Source organism: Streptomyces sp. NPDC048565, assembly GCF_040650935.1.
GTDB lineage: Bacteria > Actinomycetota > Actinomycetes > Streptomycetales > Streptomycetaceae > Streptomyces.
The window spans coordinates 208083-229775 of sequence record NZ_JBEZIH010000007.1; the positions used below are offsets into that span (position 1 = coordinate 208083).

19 protein-coding genes are annotated in these 21693 nt (G+C 70.5%); 5 read left to right on the plus strand and 14 right to left on the minus strand.

The window, feature by feature from the left end:
- Nucleotides 1–133: 133 nt before the first annotated feature.
- The 9 genes from AB0C75_RS11705 to AB0C75_RS11745 all read right to left on the minus strand — a co-directional run bounded on the left by AB0C75_RS11705 (nt 134) and on the right by AB0C75_RS11745 (nt 9953).
- Nucleotides 134–1066: a S1 family peptidase gene (locus AB0C75_RS11705; protein ID WP_362889513.1), complete on the minus strand. Its 933-nt coding sequence runs from the start codon at nt 1064–1066 to the stop codon at nt 134–136.
- Nucleotides 1067–1290: 224 nt separating this feature from the next.
- The gene (locus AB0C75_RS11710) at nt 1291–2103 is read right to left on the minus strand and encodes a DUF1684 domain-containing protein (protein WP_362889515.1); all 813 of its coding nucleotides are present in this window, start codon (nt 2101–2103) and stop codon (nt 1291–1293) included.
- 4 nt (nt 2104–2107) lie between these two features.
- Complete coding sequence (locus AB0C75_RS11715) at nt 2108–3397, minus strand: NtaA/DmoA family FMN-dependent monooxygenase (protein ID WP_362889517.1); 1290 nt, start codon at nt 3395–3397, stop codon at nt 2108–2110.
- Nucleotides 3394–4470: an LLM class flavin-dependent oxidoreductase gene (locus tag AB0C75_RS11720; RefSeq protein WP_362889519.1), complete on the minus strand. Its 1077-nt coding sequence runs from the start codon at nt 4468–4470 to the stop codon at nt 3394–3396. The genes AB0C75_RS11715 and AB0C75_RS11720 overlap by 4 nt, the downstream gene beginning before the upstream one ends.
- A 16-nt stretch (nt 4471–4486) precedes the next feature.
- A complete protein-coding gene (locus AB0C75_RS11725) occupies nt 4487–5467 on the minus strand; it encodes an ABC transporter substrate-binding protein (protein WP_362889521.1) in 981 nt (326 codons plus the stop codon).
- Nucleotides 5468–5496: 29 nt separating this feature from the next.
- Complete coding sequence (locus AB0C75_RS11730; protein ID WP_362889636.1) at nt 5497–6249, minus strand: amino acid ABC transporter ATP-binding protein; 753 nt, start codon at nt 6247–6249, stop codon at nt 5497–5499.
- 35 nt (nt 6250–6284) lie between these two features.
- Nucleotides 6285–7202 carry an amino acid ABC transporter permease gene (locus tag AB0C75_RS11735; RefSeq protein WP_362889523.1) on the minus strand — a complete coding sequence of 306 codons (918 nt, stop codon included), beginning with the start codon at nt 7200–7202 and terminating at the stop codon, nt 6285–6287.
- Between the two features lie 46 nt (nt 7203–7248).
- The gene (locus tag AB0C75_RS11740) at nt 7249–9090 is read right to left on the minus strand and encodes an FAD/NAD(P)-binding protein (protein WP_362889525.1); all 1842 of its coding nucleotides are present in this window, start codon (nt 9088–9090) and stop codon (nt 7249–7251) included.
- Nucleotides 9087–9953, minus strand: coding sequence for an amino acid ABC transporter permease (locus AB0C75_RS11745; protein WP_362889527.1), 867 nt, complete (start codon nt 9951–9953; stop codon nt 9087–9089). Before AB0C75_RS11745 ends, AB0C75_RS11740 begins: the two co-directional genes overlap by 4 nt.
- Nucleotides 9954–10403: 450 nt before the next feature.
- Between AB0C75_RS11745 and AB0C75_RS11750 the strand changes: the two genes are divergently transcribed.
- Complete coding sequence (locus AB0C75_RS11750) at nt 10404–11345, plus strand: ABC transporter substrate-binding protein (RefSeq protein ID WP_362889529.1); 942 nt, start codon at nt 10404–10406, stop codon at nt 11343–11345.
- Nucleotides 11346–11375: 30 nt separating this feature from the next.
- Here AB0C75_RS11750 and AB0C75_RS11755 read toward each other — a convergent pair whose 3' ends face one another.
- A complete protein-coding gene (locus tag AB0C75_RS11755) occupies nt 11376–12593 on the minus strand; it encodes a DUF5685 family protein (protein WP_362889531.1) in 1218 nt (405 codons plus the stop codon).
- Between the two features lie 309 nt (nt 12594–12902).
- Between AB0C75_RS11755 and AB0C75_RS11760 the strand changes: the two genes are divergently transcribed.
- Nucleotides 12903–13343 carry a cell division protein SepF gene (locus AB0C75_RS11760; protein ID WP_362889533.1) on the plus strand — a complete coding sequence of 147 codons (441 nt, stop codon included), beginning with the start codon at nt 12903–12905 and terminating at the stop codon, nt 13341–13343.
- A 17-nt stretch (nt 13344–13360) separates the two neighbouring features.
- Here the strand turns inward: AB0C75_RS11760 and AB0C75_RS11765 are convergent, their stop codons facing one another.
- The gene (locus AB0C75_RS11765) at nt 13361–14590 is read right to left on the minus strand and encodes an acyl-CoA dehydrogenase family protein (protein WP_362889535.1); all 1230 of its coding nucleotides are present in this window, start codon (nt 14588–14590) and stop codon (nt 13361–13363) included.
- An 89-nt stretch (nt 14591–14679) separates the two neighbouring features.
- Nucleotides 14680–16422: an MFS transporter gene (locus AB0C75_RS11770; protein WP_362889537.1), complete on the minus strand. Its 1743-nt coding sequence runs from the start codon at nt 16420–16422 to the stop codon at nt 14680–14682.
- A 480-nt stretch (nt 16423–16902) separates the two neighbouring features.
- Here AB0C75_RS11770 and AB0C75_RS11775 point away from each other — a divergent pair, with 480 nt between their 5' ends.
- Nucleotides 16903–17976 (plus strand): phosphatase PAP2 family protein, encoded by a 1074-nt coding sequence (locus tag AB0C75_RS11775; protein WP_362889539.1) that lies wholly within the window; start codon nt 16903–16905, stop codon nt 17974–17976.
- 111 nt (nt 17977–18087) lie between these two features.
- On the opposite strand, the gene AB0C75_RS11780 is transcribed toward AB0C75_RS11775, so the two are convergent.
- Nucleotides 18088–18303, minus strand: coding sequence for an I78 family peptidase inhibitor (locus tag AB0C75_RS11780; RefSeq protein ID WP_362889541.1), 216 nt, complete (start codon nt 18301–18303; stop codon nt 18088–18090).
- A 592-nt stretch (nt 18304–18895) separates the two neighbouring features.
- On the opposite strand from AB0C75_RS11780, the gene AB0C75_RS11785 reads away from it, so the two are divergent.
- Together AB0C75_RS11785 and AB0C75_RS11790 are read left to right on the plus strand one after the other, a co-directional pair.
- Entirely contained in the window at nt 18896–19678 is a 783-nt protein-coding gene (locus AB0C75_RS11785) for a hypothetical protein (RefSeq protein WP_362889543.1), read from the plus strand.
- A 137-nt stretch (nt 19679–19815) separates the two neighbouring features.
- Nucleotides 19816–20121, plus strand: coding sequence for a hypothetical protein (locus AB0C75_RS11790; protein ID WP_362889545.1), 306 nt, complete (start codon nt 19816–19818; stop codon nt 20119–20121).
- A 70-nt stretch (nt 20122–20191) separates the two neighbouring features.
- On the opposite strand, the gene der is transcribed toward AB0C75_RS11790, so the two are convergent.
- Nucleotides 20192–21661, minus strand: a complete 1470-nt coding sequence (gene der / locus AB0C75_RS11795; RefSeq protein WP_362889547.1) for a ribosome biogenesis GTPase Der — start codon at nt 21659–21661, stop codon at nt 20192–20194.
- Nucleotides 21662–21693: the final 32 nt, after the last annotated feature.

Genomic DNA, 21693 nt, shown 5'->3' on the forward strand with positions numbered 1-21693 from the left:
CCGCACAGCGTCCGCCCCCCGTGGTGCCTCTGCGACCGACCGTCCTGACATCTTCTCAAAAACCGTGGGCCGAACGGGAGCCCCCGCCGGGGTCGGGCGGGGGCTCACGGGAGTGCGGCCGTGCCTCGCGGGGTCAGAACACGCTCACGCCGTACGCGCTCAGTGCTTCGGTGACCGGCTGGAAGTAGGTCGTCCCGCCGGACGAGCAGTCGCCGCTGCCGCCGGAGGTCAGACCGATCGCCTGGTCGCCCGAGTAGAGCGGGCCGCCCGAGTCCCCGGGTTCGGCGCACACATCGGTGCCGATCAGGCCGTACACCACTTCACCGTTGCCGTAGTTGACCGTGGCGTCGAGGCTGGTGACAGTGCCGCTGTGGATGCCGGTGGTGGAGCCCCGCCGGGTGACGGCCATACCGACGGTGGCCTGGGCCGCGCCGGTGATGTCCTGGTCGCCGACGGTGCCGGACTTGGTGACCGAGGTGTCGGTGTAGCGGACGATGCCGAAGTCGTCGCCCGGGAAACTCGACCCCGAGGTCGTGCCCAGCACCGCGTTCCCGGCCGAGTCGGACCACCAGGTGCCGGCGCCGTCCGTGCAGTGACCGGCCGTCAGGAAGTAGTAGGTGTCGCCGCTGCGGACGTTGAAGCCGAGGGAGCAGCGCCAGCTGGAGGCGTACACGGCGTCGCCGCCCGAGATCAGCTTGCTGAACCTGCCGGGGGCGCGTTCGATGCGCAGGGCGCCCGCGTCGGCGCCGGCGGACTCCTTGATCCGGTCGATCTCCGTCTGCCGGACGGTGCTGTCAGCGGTGACGACGAGGCGTCCGGTCGCCGGGTCGACGTTCCAGGCGGTGCCCGCGACATCGGCGTCCAGCACGGCTTGTCCCACCGCCTTGAGCTGGTCCGCGCTGTAGGTTCCGGCTGTTCCTGCCTGGTCGGCACTGGCGGCGGGGACGGTGAGTGCGGCGACGGCGGCGAGGCCCGCGGTGACGGCCGCGATCCGGCCGCGTCTCGCCGTGCCGCCGCCGCTGCGTGAAGCTGTCGTGTCGGTGGGTTCGGTGCGCTTGATCCTCACTTGTCATTCCTCCCGAGGGGAATCGGGGGCCCGCCTGTGGGGTGGCCGGGCCCGTGAGGCGCGGTCAGGAAGCAGGACACCGTTCCGAAAAACGTTCGAATTCCGGATGTGTCGCATTCCTGACGGGCGCTGATCGGGAGTATCGAGGGGCGTCGATCCGCCGCGCAAGGGCGCCTTTTCGGACGCGGCGGCGCAGGGCGCGCCGCCGCGTCCGGGGTGGGGCCTCAGCCGTCGATACGGTTCCGCTCCCCCGCCGGGACCGCCACCGTGAGGGTGTTGCCCGGCGGCGGGAAGGGGCAGATGAAGTGGTCGGCGAAGGCGCACGGCGGCAGCAGGGTCCGGTTGAAGTCGATCCGTACCCTGCCCTCCCCGCCGGGTGCCCCCGGCCGCAGGAAGCGGAAGCGGTAACTGCCGTTCCCGCTGGTGGTGTCGGCGAAGACGGCCCAGAGCGAACCGTCGGGCTCGACCGCCACCTGGAGGGTGCGCCCCGCGCCGTCCAGGGTGAAGGCGAGCTCGCCCGAGAGCCCAAGACCCCGCTCGCGCCCGTCGGCGTTCTCGACGCGGACGCTCCGGTCGGAGTCGTACGGCCGGAAGGTGCCCTCCAGCGACCACTTCGGGTCGTACGGCGTGGCGTCGATCGTCCGGAACGCCTGCCTGGCCGGGGACTGAGGGTCGAAGTCCCGCACCGCCCAGAGGCCTTCCCTGCTCAGCACGACCAGCCGCCGCTCGCCCTGCGCCACCCGGGAGCTGCCGATGGGGCCCCGGTCGGCGCCGAGGCGGACCTCGCCGGTCCCGAGGACGGGCTTCCCGTCGACGGTCAGCCCGTCCTCGGGACCGGCGATGAGCACCACCTCGCCTTCTCCCTCGCGCCACAGCCCGGGTACGGCCGGAATTCGGCCCTCCGGGTGCTCGGCGAGCCAGTGGGTGCCGGTGAGGGAGAGCGGACCGTGCGGCGCGGCCACAGCGACGATGCGCCGCTCGTGCCAGCGCTGCCAGGCGTGGAACTCCTCGCTGTTCTGCTGTGCGTCCGTGCTCATGCGGTCAACTTTTCCACAACGGCCGGGGCAGACCGAGGTGCGACCTCAGCGTGGAGCCGGTGTATTCGGAGCGGAAGACTCCGCGTTCCTGGAGGAGCGGGACGACCCGGTCGACGAAGCCGTCGAGACCGCCCGGGGTGAGATGGGGTACGAGGATGAAGCCGTCGGCGGCATCGGTGGCCACGAACTTCTCCAGTTCGGCGGCGACCGTCGCCGGGGAACCGATGAAGGACTGCCTGGCCGTGGACTCGATGGCCGTCTGACGGATGGACAGCCCCTTGGCCTCGGACAGCGCCCGCCACCGCGCGGCGGCGGCCAGGGGGTCCGCGACCCGGACCCGGCCCTGGACCAGGGTCGACGCGGGGTCCGGATCGATGTCGGGGAGGGGCCCGTCGGGGTCGTACGAGGAGAGGTCGCGGCCCCAGATCTGTTCGAGCGCGAGGATCGCGTTCTGCGGGGACACCTGCTGGTGGCGGATCTCCGCGGCGTTCTCCTGGGCCTCCGCGTCGGTGTCGCCGATGACGACGGTGACCCCCGGCATGATCTTCAGGTCGCCGGGCTGCCTGCCGTACTTCGCGAGGCGCCCCTTGATGTCGGCATAGAACTGCCGGCCGGCCTCCAGGGTGCCGTGCCGGGTGAAGATGACGTCGGCCGCGGATGCGGCGAACTCCCGGCCCTCGTCGGAGTCCCCCGCCTGGATGACGACGGGGTGCCCCTGCGGCGAGCGCGGGACGGTGAACTCACCGGAGATGTCGAAGTGCTGCCCCGAGTGCGCGAACGGCCGCGATGTGCCGTCCGGGGTCCATGAATCCCACAACTCCCGTGCGGTTGCGACGAATTCAGCGGCCCTGGTGTACCGGTCGGCCCGGTCGAGATAGCCGCCCCTGCGGAAGTTCTCGCCGGTGAAGGCGTCGGACGAGGTCACCACGTTCCATGCCGCGCGCCCGTCGCTGAGGTGGTCGAGCGTCGCGAGGCGCCTGGCGAGTTCGTACGGCTCGTTGAAGGTGGCGTTGACCGTGGCGGCGAGCCCCAGCCGGTCGGTGACGGCGGCCAGGGCGTTCAGCACGGTGAGCGATTCGGGACGGCCGACCACGTCGAGATCGTGGATGAGGCCGTTGTGCTCGCGCAGCCGCAGCCCTTCCGCGAGGAAGAAGAAGTCGAACTTCCCGCGCTCGGCGGTCCTGGCCAGGTGCTCGAAGGAGGTGAAGTCGATCTGGCTTCGGGAGCGCGGATCAGCCCACACGGTGGTGCTGTTGACGCCCGGGAAGTGGGCGGCGAGGTGCATCTGTTTCATGAGGTCTCCCCTGAGGTCCTCGCGAGCGCGTAGCGGTTGGCGGGCCGGCCGAGCCCGAGGTGCTCGCGGAGTGTGCCGCCCGGGTAGAAGGTGCGGAACAGACTGCGGTGCTGGAGCAGCGCCACCGTTCCGTTGACGATCCTCTCCAGGTCACGCTCCGGTGAGATGGGGGTGAGGTGGAAGCCGTCCACGGCCCCGCCCCGGTGCCACCGGGCGATGAGGTCGGCGAGGTCCACCGGGCCACCCCGGAAGTACGTCCCCCGCCCGGCCAGCGGCGGACCGCTCTCCAGACCGGGTTCGGGTGTCTTCTCGGCGTCCCCGAGGTCGACGGTGAGGGCGACCAGGACCCGCAGGCCCTCGGGGTCCCGGCCGTGGGCCGCGGCGCTCCGGCGCAGGTCGTCGCGGAGCGCGGCCGCCTGTTCCGGTGAGGTGGCCCGTACGTGGACGACGTCGGCGTGGCGCGCCGCGGTCTCCTGGGCGGGGCCGCTCGTGCCGTCGATGACGGTGACGGGCCTGCCCTGCGGGGGCCGGGGCACGATGGCCGGGCCGCGGACGGAGAAGGTGCTGCCCTCGAAGTCGATGTAGTGGAGCTTGTCCCGGTCGACGAAGCGGCCGGTGGCGACATCCCGGATCTCCGCGTCGTCCTCCCAGCTGTCCCACAGCCTGGCCCCGGCGTCGGCGGCCTCCCCCGCCTCCTGCCAGAGGGCGGTGCCCGGCGCGGCCCGGCGCCGGCCGAAGAGCCGGGCCTCGGCCTCGGTCGTCGACACATCGGCCTGCCAGCCGGCCCTGCCCTTGCTGACCCAGTCGAGGGTGGCGACGGCGGACGAGACGTGGAAGGGCTCGGTGTGGGTGGTGGTGACGGTCGGTACGAGACCGATCCGCGTGGTGGCCGGGGCGACCCTGGCCAGCACGGCGAGCGCGTCGGGTCCTGGGCGGTTGAAGGAATCGCTCAGGGTGACGTAGTCGAGCGTGCCTTCCTCGGCGAGGCGGGCGAGCGCGGTGTGGGAGCCGGCGTCGTAGCGCGGCGGGCCGCCGATCTCGGCGGCGAGATGGAGTGGCCTGGTGGCGGACATGCGGGACCTCTCGGGCTCAGTTCTCGGTCTTGGGGAGGCCGGGCGGGTTGATCTCCGACTTCTTCACGGCCTCGTTGGACAGGCCCCAGCGCTTCAGCACCTTGGCGTACGAGCCGTCCTTGATGATGTGGTCGATCGCGGCGCCGTACGCCTCGACCAGGCCGCTGTCCTTCCTGGTGGTGGCGGCGATCTTCCCCTGGATGCCCTCGCCTCCGCCGGAGAGCGTGCCGACGACCTCGGACTGGCCGGCCGTCGCCACGTGGTAGTTGGCGGAGGGGCTCGGGCCGAGGTAGGCGTCGATACGGCCCGACTGGAGGGCGATGTAGTAGTCGGTGATGTTCTGGAAGTACTTGATCTCCACGGGCTTCCGGCCGGCCTTGACGTTCTCCTCGCTCCAGTCGACGAGGATCTTCTCCTGGTTGGTGCCTGAGGAGACGGCGATGGTCTTCCCCGCCACGTCGGCCGGGGCCTTCACCTTCCAGTCGGAGCCCTTCTTCGCCTCGAAGGCGATGTTGTCCAGACGGTAGGTGGCGAAGTCGTACTTCTCCTTGCGCTCCTCGGTCACGGTGACGTTGGACAGGACCGCGTCGAACTTGGAGCTGTCGAGGCCGACGAAGAGGTTCTCCCAGGAGACCTGCTCGGACACCGGCTTCAGACCGAGCGTGTCGGCGATGAGGATCGCCAGGTCGATGTCGGCGCCGATCCGGGTCTTGTCGTCCGTCGCGTAGAAGCCGAGTGGCGGCGAGCTGTCGGCGCTCTGTCCGAGCCGCAGGGTGCCGCGCTTGCGGATGGCGGCCGGCACCCGGGCCGCCACGGCGTCCACCTTCTTGCCTCTGATCCGGTGCTGGTCGGGACCGATGTTGATACCGGGGTCGGAGTCCTTCTGCCCCTTGGCGCGGATCACGTCCTCGGAGCCGTCGCTGGTGCCGCACGCGGTGAGCAGCCCGGCGGCGGTGAGGGTGGCGAGGGCGGCGGTGAGGGTACGGCTGACAACCACGTGACTGCTCCTTGGCTGCGGGGACAAGGTCAGAGGACCTTGGAGAGGAAGGCGCGGGTGCGCTCCTGGACCGGGCGGTCGAGTACGTCGGCGGGGGTGCCCTGTTCGACGATCCGGCCCTCGTCCATGAAGACGACGGTGTCGGCGACCTCGCGGGCGAAGCCGATCTCGTGCGTGACGACGATCATCGTGGTGCCCCCGTCGGCCAGATCCTTGATGACGTCGAGGACCTCACCGACGAGCTCGGGGTCCAGCGCCGATGTCGGCTCGTCGAAGAGCAGCAGCTTCGGTTCCAGGGCGAGGGCACGGGCGATGGCGACGCGCTGCTGCTGGCCGCCGGAGAGCTGCTTGGGGTAGGTCCCGGCCTTGTCGGCGAGGCCCACCCGTGCAAGGAGCTTCTCGGCGGCGGCGACGGCGGCCTTGCGCGGGTGGCCGAGCGCCGAGACGGGGGCCTCGATGACGTTCTCGAGGACGGTGAGGTGCGGGAAGAGGTTGAAGTTCTGGAAGACGAAACCGATCGCGGTGCGCTGGCGCAGGACCTCGCGCTCGCGCAGCTCGTAGAGCTTGTTGCCTGACCTCCGGTAGCCGACGAGAGTGCCGTCGACGCTGATCCAGCCCTGGTCGACCTTCTCCAGGTGGTTGATGGTGCGCAACAGCGTCGACTTGCCCGATCCGGAGGGGCCGAGGACGACGGTGACCTCGCCGGCCCGCACCGACAGATCGATGCCGCGGAGCACTTCGAGCGGGCCGAAGCTCTTGTGGACGGAGTGGATCTCGACCATGGCGTCGGGTCCGGCGGATTCCTGCGTGGGTGCGCTCATCGCACGGCCCCCTTGGCGTAGTGGCGTTCGACGTAGTACTGGAGGACGGAGAGCACGCTGGTCAGGAGGATGTACCAGGCCGTGGCGACCATGAGCAGCGGCACCACCCGGCCGTTGCGGCCGTAGACGACCTGGACCTGGTAGAAGAGCTCGCCGATCGCCATCACGGAGACGATCGAGGTGCCTTTGAAGAGCGAGATGATCTCGTTGGCGGCGTTCGGCAGGATGGAGCGCATCGCCTGTGGCAGCACGATGCGGCGCAGCTGTCGCAGCCGTGGGATCCCGAGCGCGGCGGCGGCTTCCGACTGGCCGCTGTCCACGGCCAGGATGCCGCCCCTGACGATCTCCGCCGCGTACGCGGCCTGGTGCAGGGCGAGTCCGAGTACGGCGGCGCTCATCGCGCCGACGAGGTTCATCGTGTCGAAGGAGAAGAATCCCGGCCCGAACGGGATGCCGAACTGGAGCTCCTTGTAGAGGTAGGCCAGGTTGAACCAGAACAGCAGCTGGACGATGAGCGGTATCGAGCGGAACGCCCAGATGTAGGCGTAGGACACCGCCTTGAGGAAGGGGCTGCTCGACATCCGCATGAAGGCCAGGACGATGCCGAGCGCGAAGCCGATCACCGTGCCGTAGAAGGTCAGCTGCAGGGTGACCCAGACGGCGTGGAGGATCGTCTCGGTGGTGATGAAGCGGGCGAAGACGTCCCACTCCCAGCCGGGGTTGGTGACCAGGCCGTTCAGGAACTGGGCGAGCAGCACTGCTGTGGCCACGACGGCCACCCAGCGCCAGGGGTGGCGCAGGGGGACGACTTTCAGGGCCGCGTGGTCCTCGGCCTTCGGGCTGTCGGCCTTCGGACCGTCGGCCGGACCGGTCTCGGCAGGTGGGCGGACGGGTGGATCGCTGGTCAGCGACATGACGGGGGTTCCTTCTGCGACAGGGCTACGAACAAGGGGGCCGTGCTCACGCGGTGAGGCGGTCCCGACAGGAGAGGTCGCGCAGGAACGCGAGCGCCGTGCGGGCGGTGACGTCGTTCTGCCGGAAGGCCGCGCCACCGGTGCGCGGCCGGGTGAAGGCACCGCTGTTGCGCGCGGTGGTGTAGGGGCCGAGGGCGAAGCGGCGCGGGTGCGGGCGGCCCTCCGTGTCCAGGATCCGGCTGTCGCCCGGGTCGACGGAGAGCAGTCCGGTGTCGGTGCCGGCCGCCCCGTCCTCGTACAGCGCGCTCAGCAGCGGGCTGCGGGTCTTGCGGAGCGAGGGATCGGGCAGCCGGGCCTCGACCAGGGCACGGGCTTCGGTGTACGCGCCGGGCACGGTGGTGCTGCGGGCGCGGAAGACGCCTTGTTCCTCGTCGGACTCGACGGTCATGCCGGCGCCGAGGAAGCGGACGACACCGGCCTCGGAGAGTGCGAGGAGCTGGCGCAGCCGGGGCCCGGGAGGGCCGGAGGCCAGGTAGTTGAAGAAGCCGTGCCACCGTGCGCCGATGTCGCCGATGCTGATCAGCTGCCCGTAGACGGAGAGCAGTCCGAGGAACACGGCGAGGTCGGAGCTGTGCGCGGGGTCGTGACGGCGTTCGAGGTCGGCGGTGATGTGGGCGCGCAGCGTGTCCTGGAGCGAGTCGTACGAGTCGTGGCGCACCCCGTCGAGCGGCTGGTCGAGGGCGTCGAGGTCGAGCCGGTCGGCCGGGTCGGGGACGGCCGATGCGACGAGGGCGGCGAGTTCCGGGCTGCCGGGCTCGGCGACGGCGTACTTCTCCTCGAAGTCGCCCAGGGCCACGGCGGTGCGCTCGGGGTGGGCGGTGAAGAGCTGGTGGTAGTGGGCGTGGCCCAGCTCCTTGGCGATCAGAGGCCACAGATCGCGCCGGTAGTCCACGGGGCCCGGCCTGTTCAGGATCTCCTGGACCTGATCGGCGCCGAAGTGACGTGGCAGGGGCGGCCGTTCGCCCTGCCAGGAGTAGCCGATCTTGGAGTGGTACGGGACGCCTCGCCGCGATCCGACGTGGAGGACAGGCTCCCTGCCGGAGGGGATGTAGACCCCGTCCTCGTACCGTCCGCCGCGGCCCTCGGTGAGCAGCACCATCAGGTCGATGAAGGCGAGGCCGAAGCCGCGTACGAGGACGGATTCCCCCGCGGGCACGGCGGACAGGTCGGTGTCCGCGGTGAAGTCCGGCGGCAGGTGGACCAGCCCGTGACGGGCGGCGAAGGCGGCCAGCTCCTGCTGTTCGGGCTCGGGTTCGGAGTCGAGGTGGCCGACGGTGAGGACGACGAGGTCGGCGGCGAGCGGTTCGGCGCGCCCCTGGATGTGTATGTGCTGCCTGCCGCCACGGGGTCCGCATACGCGCAGGGCGTGGCCGGTGTGTTCGTGCACGGTGATGCCCGGCGGGAGGGCCTTGACCGCCTGTTCGTAGACCCAGCGCAGATAGGCGCTCTGCAGCCTCCGGCTGGCGAAGCCCTGGCCCGTCAGGCCGTGTATCTCCGCCAGGACCTCGGAGTCGGCGGTGACGGTGGTCCGCCCCTCGCGGACGTCGGCCGCCCAGGTGTGCAGGGCGGGGCCGGGGTTCACGGGGCCGTCCAGCTGGACGGTGTCGTCGGTGAACATGGTGACGTCCTCGGCCATGGAGTTCATCCAGAGCAGCGGGGACTGCTCCTGCCGCCAGATCCGGCCGCCTCCCGGCGGGTACGGGTCGACGATGTGGATGTCCAGGGCCCGGTCGCCGTACAGCTCGGCGGCGTTGACGGCTATGCGTTCGATGACGCCGGTGCCACGGGGTCCGCCGCCTATGACGACGAGCGTCGGGGTGTCGCTCATCTGGCACCTGCCGTGCCGCGCGCGTAGTGGCGTTCGACGTAGTGCTGGCCGATGGACAGCAGCGAGGTGATCACGACGTACCAGAGGGTGGCGACCAGCAGGAGCGGGATGACCTCGTAGGTGCGGTGGTAGACGAGCTGCGCGGAGTACAGCAGGTCCTGCACGGCAATGATGCTGACGATCGAGGTGCCCTTCAACGTGCCGATCAGCATGTTCCCCGCGGGCGGCACGATGGAACGCATGGCCTGGGGCAGCACGATCCGCCGGAGCCGGCGCCAGGGACCGAGGCCGAGGGACTGGGCCGCCTCCAGCTGTCCGCGCTCGACGGACAGGATGCCGCCGCGGACCACTTCGGCGGCGTACGCGGCCTCGTGGAGCGTGAGGCCGATGACGGCGACGGCGATCGGGCTGAGGAGGTTGACCGTGTTGACGCCGAGGATCTGCGGGTAGAGGGCGCCGATGTTGAACCAGAAGAGCAGCTGGACCAGGATCGGGGTCGACCTGAACAGCCAGACGTAGCCCCAGCTCACGGCCTGGAGAACGCGGTTGCTCGAGAGCCGGAACACGGCGAGCAGGGTGCCGAGCGCGAAGCCGAGCACCATGACGAGGCCGGTGAGCCACAGGGTGAGGCCGAGACCGCGCAGCACGGAGTCGGTCGTGAGGTACGCGCCGACGACGTCCCACTGGAAGGCGTCGTTACGGACGACGGAGACCAGGGCCCCCGCGAGGAGGAGCAGGACGACAACAGCCGCCGCCCACTGGCCGGTCCGGCGTACGGGGACGATGCGAGGGGCGTCATCCTCGGCATGCTCGTCCGGCGGGACGGAAGGTGACGGGGTATGGATTTCGGTCTGCGCGGACATGCGAAGGCTCCGTGGATGCAGAGATCGAACACGGGGCGTGCCTTCAGCGCGAAACACGACGTGGACCGGGCCCCTCAGCGCCGGTCCGCCTCCGAGAAAAGCGCCACACGGGGCTGTTGTCAAGCTTGTCCACAGTGTGAGCCGTACGTCTCGGTTCGGTTGACGTGCCACCGGATGGCTGTTCCACTTGGTCCATGTATTCGCAGCTGTGGCTGGTCACCCGCTCCCACATCGACTTCGGTCGCGTGTGGTCCTGTTCCTGTTGAGCTGACGCCCTGCGTTTCCCTTTTCCCCGCTCGCGCCCTTACCGGCGCTTGAGCGGATCTCCCTGCGTTCCTTCGCGTACGCGACGTCGCTCGGCCCTCCCCTCGTAACAGCTGATCTCCCGCCCCGACGCTCCGTGCTGCCCTGGCCCCGGAGCGGGGTCGACGAATCCGGAGAAACTCCGTCATGCCCCGAACCAGGCAGACCGCTGCCTTCGCACTGATCACCGTGGCCGCCCTCGCGCTCAGCGCCTGCGGGTCGGGCGACCCCGCGACCTCGGCGGCCGGTGCGGGATCCGCGGAGAAGGGGAAGATCCCGACGACCGACGTGGTCTCGTCGGTGAAGAAGAACGAGGACGCGGCGAAGCTGCTGCCCGAGAAGGTGCGCGCCGCCGGCACCCTGACGATCGCGGCCGCCGCCGGCTCACCTCCCAGCGGCGCCGCCTATCTGGAGGACGGGAAGACACTCACAGGGGTCGACGTCGACTTCGCGGACGCGGCGGCCAAGGCGCTCGGGCTGAAACTGAAACGCGAGGTCGCCGCCTTCGAGGCGATCCTTCCCGCCCTCGGCAGCGGCAAGTACGACCTTGGCACGGGCAATTTCGGGGTGACGGACGAGCGCCGGAAGACCATCGACTTCGTCACCTACATCAATGACGGTCAGGGCTTCGCCGTCCGTGACGACAGCGACCTGAAGAAGGTCACCGACCTCACGCAGCTCTGCGGCCTGACCGTCGCCACCGGCGCGGGGACGACCTTCGAGGCGACCCTGGACGAGAACAAGCAGCTGTGCGAGGACGCGGGCAAGAAGCCGTACGAGGTCAAGACGTACGCCGATCCGTCCGCCGTCTGGATCTCGCTCCAGCAGGGCCGCAGCGACATCGTGATGAACACGATCAACGGACTGCGCTACGGCGTGGCCCAGCTGAAGGGGCTGCGCTTCCTCAACGAGTACAAGCGCCTCGATGTCGGCTTCGTCTTCAAGAAGGGCACCCCGCTGGCACCGGCCTTCCAGGCGGCGGTCGACAGCCTCAAGGCCGACGGAACCTACGACCGCATCCTGAAGAAGTGGGGCACCACCGGTTCGGCGATCGAGACGTCGCAGATCTCGCCGCCCGAGATCAAGTGAGCCGTCCGCCGGGAGACGCTTGACGCCCCGTCAGCAGTCGCACCCGCAGTCGCAGCCGTCACCGCAGCTGCAGCAGTTGCCGCAGCAGTCGCAGCCCTCGCCGCATCCTTCACAGCAGTCGCAGCAGTCGTCGCACTTGTGGCAGAGACCTTCGCGCTCCTGGCCGCTCCACGGGTCGTTGAAGCTGCCGGCACAGCACATCTGGCAGGTGCAGGCGAGTCCGGCCCAGACGAGACAGCCCGCGATGAGGCCACGCCGGTTGCGGGGCGGCTCGGGCGGCAGCGGCGGACCGGGAGGGCCGTACGGACCGCCGGGCGTCGGTGCGTACGGATTCCCTGGCGGCGGGCCGAAGGACCCCGAAGGCTGTCCTTCCTGCTGGTGCGAGCAGGACGGTGCAGCCCCGAAGACGCGGTCCACGGAGCGCCGCAGCTCGTGCACCAGGAGCACATGCGCGAGCGTGCTGTCGGTGAATTCGGCGTCCCGCATCGCCAGGCGCACACCGTGCAGCGCGTCGTCACACAGCCGGCGGGCCTCGGAGAGCGGTGTACCGGTCGCGGTGAGCGGGTTCCAGGCACCCGACGCGGCGTCAGCCTCGCGGTCCTCCACGGCATCCAGCAGATGGGCGAGCCGTCCGAAGAGGCGGCCCGCCTCGGCGAGCGGCTCCGCGTTCCGCGGTGTGCCCGCGAGTACGGCGGTGTGCGCGAAGGCCGCGGCCGTCGCCGTCTCGGTGGGCTCGGTGACGGCCAGCAGCGGGGTGCCGGGGCCGGCGAGTGACTCGATTCCGGTCTGCCGGTCGACGGCGTCGACCAGCACCGCCGTGTCGAAGCCGAGCTCGGCGCCGGTGCGCGCCCCGGCCCTGTCCCAGCCCGCGGCGACCCGGCGGGCGGCGGCGGCCACGGGGCGGCGCTTCAACAGCCCGTCCCGGTCGGCCACATGATCGCGCACCTTCGCGGACGCCAGCACGAGCGACACCGCGGCGGCGAGCTTCGCCCCCTCGCCCCGGGCGACCGGCGCCGTCCGCATGGAGCGCAGCGGACAGGGGCCCGCGGTGCGCCGCTGCCCGGCGGTGCGCTCCGACTGAGCCTCCGTCAGGACCGAGATGATCAGGCCGTCGTAGTTCGTCACGACCCGGGCGAACTGTCCGTGGTCCGCGCGAAGAGCGAGGCAGAGCCCGCAGAGATGAGCCATCCACTCCGCCTTGAGCCCCTCGGGCAGCCGATGGGTACATGGCCTCACGATTCCGAACACGACGATCCCCCGGGAGCCGTTCATATGACGAGCCGTGCTCGTACACCTGCGTGGCCCGCATCGTATCGAGCGGTCCGTTCACCCGTACGCCCTCCATGTCACCCGGACGGACGGGTGCATCATATTTTCCTTCCGCAAGCCCCCCTATGCGGTACGAACCCTGACGAATCGCCACATGTTCTGCACCAGTAACGTCACGAATCGCCTGTGCAACGCCAATCCCCTTGGCGCTGTATCCGCATCATGGACGACCATAGGGATAGGAAAGAGATAGGGAAGACCAACGAACCGCGGTGAGAGGAGGCGTCCATGGGATCGGTGCGCAAGGCGAGCGCCTGGCTGGGCCTCGTGGAGGACAACGACGAGCGGTACTACGACGACGAGTACTCCGGGGATGCGGAGACCGGCACGAATCAGCCATGGGTGACGGACCCCCGCGTGCGGGTCGCCTCCGAGAAGGCCGAGGACAAGGGCCGCCGGATCGCCACCGTCACCCCGGACAGCTTCCGTGACGCGCGCGCCATCGGCGAGCTCTTCCGGGACGGCGTGCCGGTGATCGTCAACCTCACGGCGATGGACCCCGGCGACGCCAAGCGCGTCGTCGACTTCGCCGCGGGACTGATCTTCGGTCTGCACGGCTCGATCGACCGTGTGGCGACCCGGGTCTTCCTGCTGTCCCCCGCCCACACGCACGTGGTCAACGGCGAAGCCGTCGGCCGGCCGGCCGACGGCTTCTTCAACCAGAGCTGAGCGAGGCGCTCGCCGGACTACCGGAAAGCGTCCAGGCCGGTGAGCGCCTTGCCCAGCACCAGCTGGTGCATCTCCACGGTGCCCTCGTAGGTGAGCACCGACTCGAGATTCGTCGCGTGCCGCATCACGGGGTACTCCAGCGAGATTCCGTTGGCCCCGAGAATCGTGCGCGAGGTACGGCAGATCTCGATCGCCTCCCGCACGTTGTTGAGCTTTCCGAAGCTGATCTGCTCGGGACGGATCCGGCCGGCGTCCATCCGGCGGCCCAGATGGTGGGCGAGCAGGATGCCCTTGTGGAGCTCAAGGGCCATGTCGGCGAGCTTGGCCTGGGTGAGCTGGAATCCGGCGATGGGCCGGCCGAACTGCTCACGGGACTTCGCGTAGTCGAGTGCCGCCTCGAAGCTGGCGCGCGCCGCGCCCATGGAACCCCAGACGATTCCGTAGCGCGCGTGGCTGAGACAGCTCAGCGGGCCGCGCAGCCCGGTGGCCCCGGGCAGGACCGCGTCGGCGGGCAGCCGCACGCCGTCCAGGACCAGCTCGCTGGTGACCGAGGCGCGCAGCGACCACTTGTGCCTGATCTCGGGCGCGGAGAAGCCGGGGCTGTCCGTCGGCACGACGAAACCGCGGATCCCGGAGCCGTCGCCCGCCTGGTCGGTCTGCGCCCAGACGACGGCGACTCCCGCGACCGAACCGTTGGTGATCCACATCTTGCGGCCGGTGAGGATCCAGTCCTCGCCGTCCCGCTCGGCGTAGGTCCGCATCCCCGCGGGGTCCGAGCCGTGGTCGGGTTCGGTGAGACCGAAGCAGCCGATGGTCTCGCCGGCCGCCATGGCGGGCAGCCACCGCTGCTTCTGCTCCTCGGAGCCGAAGCGGTGGATGGCGTACATCGCGAGCGAGCCCTGGACAGAGACCAGGGAGCGGATGCCGGAGTCGGCGGCCTCAAGCTCCAGACAGGCCAGGCCGTACTGGACGGCGCTCGCCCCGGCACAGCCGTAGCCCCGCAGGGACATGCCCAGCGCGCCGAGTGAGCCGAGCTCACGGGCCAGCTCGCGGATACCGGGGAGCTCGCCGTTCTCGTACCACTCGGAGATGTGCGGAAGGACCCGGTCGGCGGCCCAGGCGCGCACGGTGTCGCGGATCGCGAGGTCCTCGGGGGCGAGGAGGTCGTCGATGCCGAGGGGGTCGCCCGGATCGAACGGCCGGGTCTTCAGGGGTCCTGACGGCTTCGCGGACTCGGTGGTGGACATGGCTGCCTCCGGCGGCTCGCACGGTAGAGGAACGCGCCACGGTACTAAAACTAGCAGTGGTAGTTACGGCGCCGTGCCGACGTTACGGCTCAGCGTGCCGATCGTCCAGAGCCGGTGGCCTCTGCCGGTTCGCGCCGGCCCGGACGGGGAACCCGGTGCGCCTGGGCGCCCGCCGCCGGGAGCTGACGGCGCTCACCGCGCGGCGGCGGCCCGGCAGCCCCGGCGCCGGCCGCCTGCTCCGGGACCACGGCCGCCCGCTCCGGGCAGGCACCCTCCGCCTTCGCCGGGGAACAGTCCATGACGCGCGGCAGCCGCAGCGCCGCCAGCGCCCCGAGCAGCAGGAGGCCCGCGCTGACCAGCAGGGTGAGGTGCAGGCCGTCGACGAAGGCGTGCCGGGCCGTGTTCCGCAGCAGGTCACCCGCGGGACCGCCCAGCCGGCCGGCCACCTGGTAGGCCTCACCCAGCGAATGCGAGGCGGCCGACTCGGCGGCCGTGGGCACGCCCGCGCTCCCGTCGAGTCGGGCGAATCCGGGCGCGTAGGCCGCGTTCATGACACTGCCGAGCAGGGCGATCCCCATGCCGGCGCCCAGCTGGTACGCGGTCTCGCCGATCGCGGCCGCACCGCCTGCCCGCTCGGCGGGGGCCTCGCTCAGCATCGATTCGTACGCCCCGAACAGCGTGGACTGCAGGCCGAAGCCCAGCAGCACGAAGCCGGCGGTCAGCAGCGCGGGCCGGTCCTGCTGGCCCATCAGGGTCAGCAGGAGCACCGAGGCCGCCGTCAGCACGAACCCCCAGCCGACCATCCGGCGGGGCCCGACGCGGCTCAGGGTGTACGAGCCGGTGGCGCCGGCCGCCATCGCGGCGAAGGTCAGCGGCAGCAGCCGCAGTCCGGTCTCCAGCGGACTCAGGTCAAGGACCAGCTGGAGGTACTGGACGGCGATCAGCTCCAGGCCGACCAGAGCCAGCATGGCGAGCACGATGCAGCCGACCGCCGTGGTGAAGGCGGGCCGGGAGAACATCGCGATGTCGATCAGCGGGTGCGCACGCCGCTTCTGCCTGCGTACGAAGAGGACGACCAGCGCGACTCCGGCGAGCAGCGGAAGGAGGGTGGCGAGGTTCAGCAGCCCTTCACCGCCGCCGATCCGCTTGATCCCGAGGACGACCCCGAGCACACCGGCGGCCGCCATCAGGGCACCGAGCACGTCCCAGGGACCGTCGCTCTCACCGCGGGACTCGGGCAGCAGCAGGCGCGCCACGGGCAGGATCAGCACCATGAGCGGGATGTTGATCAGGAAGACCGAACCCCACCAGTAGTGCTCGACCAGGAAGCCGCCGATGACCGGCCCGGTCGCGGCTCCGACCGCGGCGACCGCGGTCCATATGCCGATGGCCAGGGCCCGCTCGCGACGGTCGGGAAAGATCTGGCGCAGGATCGACAGCGTGGCCGGCATGATCATCGCGCCGCCCACACCGAGCAGGGCACGCGCCGCGATCAGCACACCGGGCGAACCGGCCGTCGCGGCGAGCGCGGAGGCGAGGCCGAAGAGCGCGTAGCCGAAGAGGAGGACGCGCCGTCTGCCGATCCGGTCGCCGAGCGTGCCGAAGAGGATCAGCAGCGAGGCGCAGACCAGCGGGTAGACGTCCACGATCCACAGCAGACCGACGGCGGTGGGCCGCAGGTCAGCGGTGACGGCGGGGACCGCGACGTGCAGCACGGTCGCGTCGAGCGCTACGAGCAGCAGACTGAGGCAGAGGACGACCAGGACGGCCCAGCGGTTGGCACCGTCGGCTGCCGCGCGCAGCCTGCTCACGGCCGTGGACGTCCCAGTCATGTACGTACCTCCCACAATGAGTCCCTCGCGCTCGGCGGACCGCCAGGGGATCCGGCTCACGGCCGCCCCCACGGGCCCGGCATCGACGGGCGAGTGAGCCGTCAGCGTACGCGAGTCCCCGATGGCCACACGTGGCGCACCTCATACGTTCACGGCCATCGAGTGTGGCGTACGCCACCTGGGCCCCCGTGCGGGTGGTGACGCCCGGAGCCCCGCCCGGGTAGGGCCCGGGCGCCTCGGCGCACCGGCCGGCGGCCCCCCGAATGGCGCCGCGTCCGCCCGGCGCGGTCACGCTGCGCCATTTCGTCGACACTCAAACATTTCTACGAATAGCGCCCGGAACTAATAGGCGGTGGGCCGAAAACATTCCTCGACGCACAGGGAATGGATACCGGTCTGAGACAAAGTCCACATCACATCGTCATCACAAAGACGCGGGATCGGCCGGATCGCACACTCACTCGCTGTAACGTCCTTTGCGTGCGTACCGACATCTTTGCCCGTCTGGACCGGGAGCCGGAACCGCCGAAGATAGAGACCCCGCGGATGAGTCGTCACCGCATCGCTCTCTTCGGCGGGACTTTGGCGTTCTATCTCGCCATCGTCGTTGCCGTGCTGGTCTCGTCCTGGCTGGTGACCCTCGACTGGAAGGTCATGCTGTTCCGGCCCTACCAGCAGTGGCCGCAGCTCCACGCCTTCCTCGACTACTACGTCGTGCTCGGCCAGCGTGGCCCCACGGCCGTGATGGTCGCCTCCTGGCTGGGATGGCGCTCCTGGCGCCAGCACACGCTGCGCCCGCTGCTCACCCTGGGCGCCTCACTGCTGCTGCTCAATCTGTCCGTGGGCGCGGTCAAGCTCGGCCTGGGGCGGCTCGGCCCGCACTACGCCACCCAGATCGGCTCGGCCGAACTCTTCGCCGGCGGCGATATATTTCCCTCGGGACACACCGCCAATGCCGTGGTGACCTGGGGAATCCTCGCCTACCTGGCCACCACGCCGCGGGCCAGGCGCTATCTGTCGGCCGCCTCGGCCTTCGTCTCGCTCGGCGTGGGCCTCACCACCGTGTACATCGGCACCCACTGGCTCAGCGACGTCCTGCTGGGCTGGACGGCCGGCCTGCTGATCCTGCTCGCCCTGCCCTGGTTCGAGCCGCTGATCACGCGCACCGAGGTCTGGATCCTGTCGGTGCGCGAGCAGTGGCGCACCCGCCGCAGGCTCCGGAAGCCCGTTCGGCAGGCTCCCGTGACACCCGAGCCGGTGGCGCTGGCGCTGGGCGGCGACGCGACCGCACAGGGCGCCCAGGAGGCCGCGCGGGAAGTTGCCCAGGGAGCCGCCGAGGAGGCCGCGAGCAGCGGCTCGGCCCCCGGCGCCGCAGGAGCCGGGGGCCATCCGGGGACGGCTGCCAGGGCCCGGGCACACCCGGCGCACCCCGTACGGCCGGAGCGGACGCCGCCCGCACCGGCCGTCTCTCGCCGCCCGCCGCACGCGGACCGCACCCCGAGGAGCAGCGCGGGCCCGTCCCGCCCGGTGGCAGGCGGCCCGGTCGCCCCCTGACCTGCGAAGGGAAGAGCGCGAGCCCGCCTCCCGCGCACGACGAAGGCCCCGACTCCGGTCGGGGCCTTCTCTCGCCGGGCCCGGGGCCGGGGCCTTCGTCGTGCGCGGGGTTCAGCCGATCCAGCAGCGGGTCACGGCCGAGGCCTCCACCTCGAAGTTGATGCGTCCGCCACGGAACTCCATGGTGATGACGGTGCCCGGGGGAAGGGCCCGGACCGTGCTCCAGCCACGCGCTCTGGCCTGCCGTTCGGCCGTCTCTGCGTCGAGGCCGACGTACGAGTCGGGAGTGTCGTCCGGCTGGGCGGGAGGGGTCGGTACAGGTGCCATACCCCTCACCGTAGGCCGCCTTCCGCCGCGGCGGAAGCGCTGGTGGCCATGGGTCCCGATGCGGTCCCGATGCATCCCCGTGTACCTCTGCTGTCACGCTTGTGTCACAGGACTGTGGCACAGGGCCTGAATTAAGAAGCTCCGAAGGAAAGCACTTCCGAAGGCCGCAGGAAGTAATCAAAAGGAGGGTGATTACTGCGCGTGATCTTCTTTCCAGGAGTCCGGAAAAGAAGAATATACCGGCACGCCACCTCGAATTCACCCACCCTTATGCGTGCCTTACATTCCCCCGCGCACCCCTGTCACGCCCCCACGGGCGCCCCATCGGCCTTGTAACGCAGCGCATGCACCACGGCCGCCACGGTCGGCGCCACTCGGGGAAGTCACAGGAGCGTCGCACACATCGGCGACTTTTCGAACAAAAGGCCTATACCGGAGGTCTTACGCGGAATGTTCGACTCCGGATCGCCTGCGCGATCCACCCCTCGGTCTCAATCTCCCGATTCGCGCGTGACCCCGGCCCCGGGTCTTCCGTTGTCTCTTCATGAGCCGGGAACCTCCCGGCCCACGCACCGAGTTCGAGGAGCCACCCGTGCCGCGCATGCTCGACGTCAGCGAGGACGTACGCGCCGAGATCGGCGATGCCGAAGCCGACCGGCTGCTCGTCGGCGACAGTGCCCCAGGCAGTTACGACTGCACCTCGTGCCGCACCCCCGGCGACTCCGACCAGGAACGCACCAGCACGGTGCTGTTCGTGGGGGACGAGACCGCCGTGCTCGCCTTCGCCCACGCGTCCTGCATCCCCTCGCAGGTCGTCCAGGTCGCGGAGGACCAGCTCCAGGGCGCCGTGCGCTCCATCACCGGCAGCGAGCCACAGAATCCGGAGGGCCTCATGCCCGAACAGGCCGTCCTCGGTATCACCAGCGGTCTCGTCCTGATCGACGACGACCTGCGCCCTGCCCTGGTCGTGGAACCGACCGGGCCGATCGCCCGCCCGGGCACGGACGGCACCGGCGGCGACCAGTTCCTCCAGCTCCTGCTGGAGCAGGGCTTCCAGCCCACGCCCCATCTGAACCGGCTGCCCGGCGTCCTCCCCGGCTGGTCGGTCCTCCTCGCCATGGGCCAGCTGCACGCGGTGCTCCAGCCGGGCGCAGGCGGCGGCAGCCCGGTCGCCTGGTGGCAGGCACATCAGCCGCTCCAGGTCACCGAGGGCTGGCGGACGGCCGCCAACAAGGCGCAGAGCGTGCTGGTCTTCGCCGCACCGGCCGGTTCCATCGGCCAGCAGCCGCGCGAGGACCTGCTCCGTGACGCGCTGGACAAGGCAGCGGTCAATGGCCTCCTGGTCGCCGCGACGATGCCCCTCGCCGGGACCTGACCGTGCCCGCGCCGCCCTCCCCTGCCCGCCGAACAGCGTTTTCTCCGCCCGGCCCGCATCCGACGGGGGTCGAGTTCGTTGGCACCTACGTGCACTCATACGACCCTCCTCGCCACCAGCAGACCCCGATCCCGGCCATGCGCCCGTCGCAGGACCCCTCGGGCGGTAAGTCCCCCACCCCGATCTACGACGCGCTGTACTCCGAGTACAGGCGGTCGTTCCGGGCGCTTCCGGGGGACCGCACCGGTGAGGAGAATCTCGGCTTCAGAGCGTTCGGTATCGGGATGTTCGGCAGCCGTGCACCGCTGAGCGGCCGTACGGCGGCGAACGCCCAGGGGAGCCACGGCTCGGGCGGCGGCAACCCCGGTTCCTGGCAGCGCGTCGGACGGCATGCGGGCAGTGCCCGCCCCGCGGCGCTGCCGCCCGGCTCCACGGACTCCTGAGGACGTACGGCGAAGCCCCGGGCCCTCCGCTCCGCGCGGTGGGTCCGGGGCTTCGTCGTAGGCCCTCAGGTCACTTCTTGCGGCCGCGCTTCTCGCGCACCCGCACCGAGATGTGGATCGGCGTGCCCTCGAAGCCGAACTCCTCGCGCAGACGGCGTTCGACGAAGCGGCGGTAGCCGTGCTCCAGGAAGCCGGACGAGAAGAGGACGAACCGCGGCGGCTTGGTGCCCGCCTGGGTGCCGAACAGGATGCGGGGCTGCTTACCGCCGCGCACCGGGTGCGGGTGGGAGGCGACGATCTCACCGAGGAAGGCGTTGAGCCGGCCGGTGGGGACACGGGTCTCCCAGCCCTCGATCGCCGTCTCGATCGCGGGGACCAGCTTCTCCATGTGCCGGCCGGTGACGGCCGAGACGTTGACGCGCGGGGCCCAGGCCACCTGCGCGAGCTCCGTGTCGATCTCGCGCTCCAGGTAGTAGCGGCGCTCCTCGTCGAGGGTGTCCCACTTGTTGAAGGCGATCACGATCGCACGGCCCGCTTCCACGGCCATGGTGACGATGCGCTGGTCCTGGACGCTGATGGACTCGCTCGAGTCGATCAGGATGACGGCGACCTCGGCCTTCTCCACGGCGGCGGCGGTACGCAGCGAGGCGTAGTAGTCCGCGCCCTCCTGGAGGTGGACCTTGCGGCGGATACCGGCCGTGTCGATGAACTTCCAGGTGACGCCGCCGAGCTCGATCAGCTCGTCGACCGGGTCGCGGGTGGTGCCGGCCAGCTCGTTGACGACGACACGGTCCTCGTTGGCGACCTTGTTCAGCAGCGACGACTTGCCGACGTTCGGGCGGCCGATGAGCGCGATACGGCGGGGGCCGCCGAGCGCGGTGCCGAAGGTCTGGGCCGGCGCCTCGGGCAGGGCCTCCAGGACGGCGTCCAGCATGTCGCCCGTGCCACGGCCGTGCAGGGAGGAGACGGGGTGCGGCTCACCGAGGCCGAGCGACCAGAGGGCGGTGGCGTCGGCTTCACCGCTCTGTCCGTCGACCTTGTTGGCGCAGAGGACGACGGGCTTCTTGGCCTTGCGCAGCAGCCTGACGACGGCCTCGTCGGTGTCGGTCGCGCCGACCGTCGCGTCGACGACGAAGACGACCGCGTCGGCCGTCGAGATCGCGTACTCGGCCTGGGCGGCGACGGAGGCGTCGAGGCCCAGCACGTCCTGCTCCCAGCCGCCGGTGTCGACGACCTTGAAGCGGCGCCCTGCCCACTCGGCCTCGTAGCTGACGCGGTCACGGGTGACGCCGGGCTTGTCCTGGACGACGGCCTCACGGCGGCCGATGATCCGGTTCACCAGGGTCGACTTGCCGACATTCGGGCGGCCGACGACGGCGAGCACCGGAAGCGGTCCGTGACCGGCCGCACCGATCGCGCCCTCGACCTCCTCGGGGTCGAATCCCTCCTGCGCGGCGAGCTCCATGAACTCCGCGTACTCGGCATCGCCAAGTGCTCCGTGCTCGTGGTCCGAGCCGCCGGAGTGAATCTGGTCGTTCATGAAGTCCGTTCCTCTTTGCATCATCATCGATG